Source organism: Micromonospora acroterricola (genome assembly GCF_003172955.1).
GTDB classification, from domain to species: Bacteria; Actinomycetota; Actinomycetes; order Mycobacteriales; family Micromonosporaceae; genus Micromonospora; species Micromonospora acroterricola.
Genome location: NZ_QGKR01000070.1, coordinates 1 through 6,394 on the forward strand (window position 1 = coordinate 1; position 6,394 = coordinate 6,394).

Annotated in this window: 5 protein-coding genes; 3 read left to right on the top strand and 2 right to left on the bottom strand. The window is 72.7% G+C overall.

All coding sequences use genetic code 11. From position 1 onward, the window contains the following. Window positions 1-289: 289 nt before the first annotated feature. Together DKT68_RS01085 and DKT68_RS01090 are read right to left on the bottom strand one after the other, a co-directional pair. On the bottom strand, window positions 290-475 hold the full coding sequence (locus DKT68_RS01085) for a DUF397 domain-containing protein (RefSeq protein WP_109815570.1): 186 nt from the start codon (window positions 473-475) through the stop codon (window positions 290-292). Beyond that, entirely contained in the window at window positions 466-1,266 is an 801-nt protein-coding gene (locus DKT68_RS01090; RefSeq protein WP_146218256.1) for a helix-turn-helix domain-containing protein, read from the bottom strand. The genes DKT68_RS01085 and DKT68_RS01090 overlap by 10 nt, the downstream gene beginning before the upstream one ends. Window positions 1,267-1,601: 335 nt before the next feature. On the opposite strand from DKT68_RS01090, the gene groES reads away from it, so the two are divergent. The 3 genes from groES to DKT68_RS01105 all read left to right on the top strand — a co-directional run bounded on the left by groES (window position 1,602) and on the right by DKT68_RS01105 (window position 5,484). Then, window positions 1,602-1,916: a co-chaperone GroES gene (groES, locus tag DKT68_RS01095; RefSeq protein ID WP_109815572.1), complete on the top strand. Its 315-nt coding sequence runs from the start codon at window positions 1,602-1,604 to the stop codon at window positions 1,914-1,916. Between the two features lie 70 nt (window positions 1,917-1,986). Further along, window positions 1,987-3,627: a chaperonin GroEL gene (groL, locus tag DKT68_RS01100; protein WP_109815573.1), complete on the top strand. Its 1,641-nt coding sequence runs from the start codon at window positions 1,987-1,989 to the stop codon at window positions 3,625-3,627. A 123-nt stretch (window positions 3,628-3,750) separates the two neighbouring features. Further along, window positions 3,751-5,484 carry a molybdopterin-dependent oxidoreductase gene (locus tag DKT68_RS01105; protein ID WP_109815574.1) on the top strand — a complete coding sequence of 578 codons (1,734 nt, stop codon included), beginning with the start codon at window positions 3,751-3,753 and terminating at the stop codon, window positions 5,482-5,484. The last annotated feature ends 910 nt before the right edge of the window (window positions 5,485-6,394 follow it).

The window sequence follows — 6,394 nt, forward strand, 5'->3', positions numbered from 1 at the left end:
GATCTACACGAGCCTTATCGTCGGCAGCGTCAGGTGTGTATAAGAGACAGGCGTACCCCCGAGGGGTCGGCCGCGCACCGCCGCGGCGAGCGCGGCCGACCCCTCGGGGGTACGCAGGGCGGCGAGCTGATCGAGATCCACCCGCCCATTCTCCCGGCCCGCATCCCGGAGTGACCGGCCCGGGTGATGATCGACGCCAGCTCGGGCGGAGTGGTGGTGTCCGAGTCAGCGGGGCGCCGTCGCCTCGCCGAGCCGCAGCCGGTCCGGATCGGGGGCGGGAACGCCGGGGTCAGCGCGGGGTGGCCGCCACGAAGGCCCGCCAGCTCGCCGGGGTGAAGGTGAGCGCCGGCCCGGCCGGGTCCTTGCTGTCGCGCACGGCGACCACGCCGGGCAGGTTGTCGGCGACCTCGACGCACGCGCCGCCGTTGCTGTTGCTGCGGGACGCCTTGCGCCAGGCGGCGTGGGTCAGGTCCATGTCTGCACCACTTCCTCGATCAGCCGGGCGGACTGCCGGCATGGCAGCGCCTCGCCGGTCACAGTCTCCCAGCGCCGCTCCAGAGCGGCAACGTCGTTCGGGCTGTCCACCGTCTGACCCCGGAGCTGGTTGTCCAGGTGGGCCAGCTCGGCCCCGTTGTTGAGTCGGGCCAGGATGAAGGGGCCGTTGAGCCCGACGTGCCAGGGGGTGTCGGCCGGCACGACCCGGACCTGCACGTTCGGTGCGGTGCCCACGGCCAGCAGGTGCTGGAGCTGCTCACGCATGATCTCCCGGTCGCCGAGTTGCCGGCGCAGGGTCTGCTCCTCCAGCACCGCGACGAGGTGCGGACGCGGCTCGGCGGTCAGCGGGGACTGCCGGGCGAGCCGGGCCACCACCCGCGTCTCCACCTCCTCGGCGGTCAGCTCACCGCCCACGCCGAGCATCGCCCGCGCGTACCCCTCGGTCTGAAGCAGGCCGGGGATCACGGTGGGGTCGTACCAGCGCAGCGCCGCCGCGTCCCGCTCGTTCTCGTCCCAGGGGCGGAACCAGTCGGGCGCGGCGTGGAAGCGGATCAGCTCCAGCATGCCGACGAAGAGACCGCCGGTGTCCAGGGTCGAGTCGATGCGGCCGACGTAGTCCGGCTTGACCGGGCTCTGCCCGGTCTCCACCGCACTCACGTACGACGATGAGTAGTTGACCAGCTTGCCCAGCTCCTCCTGGCTGAGCCCGCGCGCCTGGCGTGCGCGGCGGAGCTGTTCGTGCAGGAACGTCAGTGTCGGTATCCGGGACACCCGGCTCCCCTTTCGGCGGCTTGCGGTGGTGGCAACCGACGGTAGGGAGATGGCCACGGTGTGGCGAGACGCTCCCGGCGTGTTGCGGTAACGCCTGGCGAAACTGTGGCGACACGACGGGGCGTGCGTTGGCACTCTCCTTGACGGAGTGCTAGCCACGGAATAACCTGCGATTAGCACTCTCACCCTGAGGGTGCCAGCTTCCGGGTCTCGCGACCCGGGTGCGCACGCCAGGCGGACCGGCACCCGCGACGACGGCCCCGCCCGGTGGCATGAGGCAGATTGACGCTGGTCAGCCCCGCTGGCCGGCAACGAAACCAGTACCCCAGGAGGGTATGCCCGTGACTACCGCGACCAAGGTTGCGATCAAGCCGCTCGAGGACCGCATCGTGGTCCAGGCGAACGAGGCTGAGACCACCACGGCGTCGGGCATCGTGATCCCCGACACCGCCAAGGAGAAGCCGCAGGAGGGCACTGTCCTCGCTGTCGGCCCGGGGCGCGTCGACGACAACGGCAACCGGGTTCCGGTTGACGTCAACGTCGGTGACACCGTCCTCTACTCGAAGTACGGCGGCACCGAGGTCAAGTACGCCGGCGAGGAGTACCTGGTGCTCTCCGCCCGCGACGTCCTCGCGGTCATCGAGAAGTAAGCAACCGATCAGTGTCATTGCCCCGGTCCGGCTCGCCGGGCCGGGGCAGTGGCGCTTCGAAGGGACATTTATGGCGAAGATCCTGAGCTTCTCGGACGACGCCCGGCACCTGCTGGAGCACGGTGTCAACGCCCTCGCTGACGCGGTCAAGGTCACCCTCGGCCCGCGCGGGCGCAACGTCGTCCTGGACAAGAAATTCGGTGCGCCGACGATCACCAACGATGGTGTGACCATCGCCAAGGAGATCGAGCTCACCAACCCCTACGAGAACCTCGGCGCGCAGCTGGTCAAGGAGGTGGCGACCAAGACCAACGACGTCGCCGGCGACGGGACCACCACCGCGACCGTGCTGGCCCAGGCCATGGTCCGTGAGGGCCTGCGCAACGTCACCGCCGGGACCAACCCGGCGGGCCTCAAGCGGGGCATCGACGCGGCGGCCACCAAGATCTCCGAGGCTCTGCTCGACCGGGCCGCCGAGGTCACCAGCAAGGAGTCGATCGCGAACGTGGCGACGATCTCCGCGCAGGACGCCACCATCGGCGAGCTGATCGCCGAGGCGATGGAGCGGGTCGGCCGCGACGGTGTCATCACCGTCGAGGAGGGCTCGATGCTCACCACCGAGCTGGACGTGACCGAGGGTCTCCAGTTCGACAAGGGCTTCATCTCGCCGAACTTCGTCACCGACCTGGAGGGTCAGGAGTCCGTCCTCGAGGATGCGTACATCCTGGTCACCACCCAGAAGATCTCGGCGATCGAGGAGCTGCTGCCGCTGCTGGAGAAGGTCCTCCAGAACAGCAAGCCGCTGCTGATCATCGCCGAGGACGTGGACGGCCAGGCGCTGTCCACCCTGGTGGTCAACTCGCTGCGCAAGACCCTCAAGGTCTGCGCCGTGAAGGCCCCCGGCTTCGGCGACCGCCGCAAGGCGATGCTCCAGGACATCGCGATCTCCACGGGCGCCGAGCTGGTCGCCCCGGAGCTGGGCTACAAGCTCGACCAGGTCGGCCTGGAGGTGCTCGGCACCGCCCGGCGCGTCGTGGTCGACAAGGAGAACACCACGATCGTCGACGGCGGCGGCCAGAGCGCCGACGTCGCCGACCGGGTGGCCCAGATCCGCAAGGAGATCGAGGCCTCCGACTCCGACTGGGACCGGGAGAAGCTGGCCGAGCGGCTGGCCAAGCTCTCCGGCGGCATCGCCGTGATCAAGGTGGGCGCGGCGACCGAGGTCGAGATGAAGGAGCGCAAGCACCGCATCGAGGACGCCATCGCGGCGACCAAGGCCGCGGTCGAGGAGGGCACTGTGCCCGGCGGCGGCGCCGCCCTGGTGCAGGTCTCCTCGGTGCTCGACGACGACCTGGGCTTCACCGGTGAGGAGAAGGTCGGCGTCTCGGTCGTGCGCAAGGCGCTGGTCGAGCCGCTGCGGTGGATCGCCCAGAACGCCGGCCACGATGGCTACGTCGTGACCCAGAAGGTCGCCGACATGCAGTGGGGCAACGGCCTCAACGCCGCCACCGGCGAGTACGTCGACCTGGTCAAGGCCGGCATCATCGACCCGGTGAAGGTGACCCGCAACGCGGTCACCAACGCCGCCTCGATCGCCGGCCTGCTGCTGACCACGGAGAGCCTCGTGGTCGAGAAGCCGGAGCAGGCCGAGCCGGCCGGCGCCGGTGGGCACGGCCACGGTCACGGCCACCAGCACGGCCCGGGCTTCTGACTCGGTAGCAGCACCATCCCGGGGCACACCGTCGTACGGCGGTGTGCCCCGGTCCGTTCCCGGGTCATTACCGGTCGCTGACGTGGTTGGCTGCCGGGCCGAACGATCGCGCACACTGGGCCGATGAGCACCACGTCGCGGCGGTACGCCGCGCTGGCCGGAGTCACCGCCGCCGCCGTCGCGATCGGGATCGCGGAACCGGTGGCCGTGCTGACCGGGCCCCGGTCCGCGCCGCTGGTCGCAGTCGGCGGGGTGGTCGTCGACGCCGTCCCGGAGTCGCTGAAGCAGCTCGCCATCGACATCTTCGGCACCGCCGACAAGATCGCCCTGCTGGTGGGCACGGCGCTGCTGCTGGGCGCGTTCGCCGCGCTGTTCGGGATGCTGGCGGTACGCCGCCTGGCCCTCGGCCTGGCCGGCATCGCGGCGTTCGCCGCCGTGGGCGTCGCCGCCGCGCTGACCCGCTCCGGCGCGGACGCCGCCGACGCGCTGCCGTCACTCGTCGGCGGCGGTCTCGGCGCCCTAGTGCTCTGGCTGTTCATCGCCGGCCCGCTGGAGCTGGACCCCTGGCCCTGGTCGCCACCCACCCCGCTAGCGCCCCGTGAACCGGCGGATCCGGCGCCGACCGGTCCTGCGGCGCCCGACGGCCGCGGGGTGCCCGGAACCTCGCCGGAGACGTCCGCGTCGCGGGAGCCGGCCGTGCAGTCGGAGTCGGCCGTGCCGCCGGTGCCGTCCGCCTCGCCGGGATTGGCGGTGCCGTCGGAGTCGGCCGTGCCGGCTGAGGGGGTCGACGCGGACTCGCGGCGGCGGTTCCTCACCAGCGCCGGCGTGCTGCTCGGCACCGCCGCGGTGGCCGGTCTCGGCGGGCGCTGGCTGGCCGGGCGGCGCGGAGTGTCGGCCGCCCGGGAGGCCATCCGGCTGCCCGCGCCGGTCGCCCCCGCACCGGCCCTGCCGGCGGGCGCGGACCTCTCGATGGCCCAGCTCGCGCCGTACGTCACCCCGAACTCCGGGTTCTACCGGATCGACACCGCGCTGGTGGTGCCGCAGGTGGACCCGGCGACCTGGCGACTGCGGATCCACGGGCGGGTCCGTAACGAGCGCACCTACAGCTACGCGGACCTGCTGGCCCGACCGATGGTCGAGCGGTACATCACCCTGGCCTGCGTCTCCAACGAGGTCGGCGGGGACCTGATCGGCAACGCCCGCTGGCTCGGCGTACCCCTGCGGGAACTGCTCGACGAGGTCGAGCCGGAGGACGACGCCGACCAGGTCGTCGGCCGGTCGGTCGACGGCTGGACCTGCGGCACCCCCACGGCAGCGCTGCGCGACGGGCGGGACGCCCTGCTCGCGGTCGGCATGAACGGCGAGCCGCTGCCGGTCGAGCACGGGTTCCCGGTCCGGGTGGTGGTGCCCGGCCTCTACGGCTACGTGTCAGCCTGCAAGTGGGTCACCGAGCTGGAGCTGACCCGCTTCGCCGACTTCGACGCGTACTGGGTGCCGAGGGGCTGGTCCGCCCAAGGGCCGATCAAGACCCAGTCGCGGATCGACGCGCCCCGGGCGCGCAACCGGCTCACCACCGGCCCGGTGACCGTGGCCGGGGTGGCGTGGGCACAGCACCGCGGCATCCGCCGAGTCGAGGTACGCGTCGACGGCGGGCCCTGGCAACAGGCGGAGCTGGCCCCGACCGCCTCGGTCGACACCTGGGTGCAGTGGTCGTGGCGCTGGGACGCCACGCCCGGCGAGCACCGGCTCCAGGTCCGGGCCACCGACGCGACCGGCAAGACCCAGACCGAGCGCACCCAGGGCGTCGCCCCGGACGGCGCCACCGGCTGGCACACGGTCGCGGTCAACGTCCGCTGAGCCCGGCACGTCCCGCTCACCGCACGTCCCGCTCACCGCACGTCCCCGCCACGCAGGTCTCGCCGGCCCCACGTCTGGCCCGCCGGGCGCCGATGGCCCGCCGGGCGCCGATGGCACGTCTGGCCCGCCGGGTGCCGATGGCACGTCTGGCTCGCCGGGTGCCGATGGCACGTCTGGCTCGCCGGGTGCCGATGGCACGTCTGGCTCGCCGGGTGCCGATGGCACGTCTGGCCCGCCGGGTGCCGATGGCACGTCTGGCCCGCCGGGTGCCGATGGCACGTCCGGCCCGCCGGGTGCCGATGGCACGTCCCGCCCGCCAGGCGCCGACCGCACGTCAGCCCGCCTCCACCGCACGTTCAGCCCACCGCACGTTCGGCCCACCGCACGTTCGGCCCACCCGATGCCCCGCCGACCCCACACCCCGGCCACCCGGCTCCCGTCGGTCGGAGGCGGGTCGGCGGCGGTGCCGGGTTTCACGTGGAGATCTTGGACAGTTACCGTTCCGTGCTAACGGAAACTGTCCAAGGTCCGTGCGCTCCGACCCGAACAACACGGAAAACCGGGCGCGTGCGGACCGCGCCCCGACTGGGCACGCGCGAACCAACCCCCGGCCGGGCACGCGAACTGCGCCCCGAGCGGGCACGCGCGAACTGCGCCCCGAGCGGGCACGCGCAAACGCGCACCGACCGGGAACCTGCCAACCGCGGCCCGACTGGGCACGCGCGGTCCGCGCGCCGACCGGGCACCTGCCAACCGCGGCCCGACCAAGGGCGCGCGCTCCGCACCCCGGCCAGGTACCTGGAACCCCGGCCCGACCGAGGATGCGCGGTCCGCGCGCCGGCCGGGTACCTGCGAACCGCGGCCCGACCCGGCAGCCGCCGACCGCGCCCCGGGTCGGGCGCGGTCGGCG

What these genes read in the sequence shown, in the direction of transcription:
- DKT68_RS01085 (WP_109815570.1), bottom strand. Translation starts at nt 475, where the DNA reads ATGGACCTGACCCACGCCGCCTGGCGCAAGGCGTCCCGCAGCAACAGC.
- groES (WP_109815572.1), top strand. Translation starts at nt 1,602, where the DNA reads ATGCCCGTGACTACCGCGACCAAGGTTGCGATCAAGCCGCTCGAGGAC.
- groL (WP_109815573.1), top strand. Translation starts at nt 1,987, where the DNA reads ATGGCGAAGATCCTGAGCTTCTCGGACGACGCCCGGCACCTGCTGGAG.
- DKT68_RS01105 (WP_109815574.1), top strand. Translation starts at nt 3,751, where the DNA reads ATGAGCACCACGTCGCGGCGGTACGCCGCGCTGGCCGGAGTCACCGCC.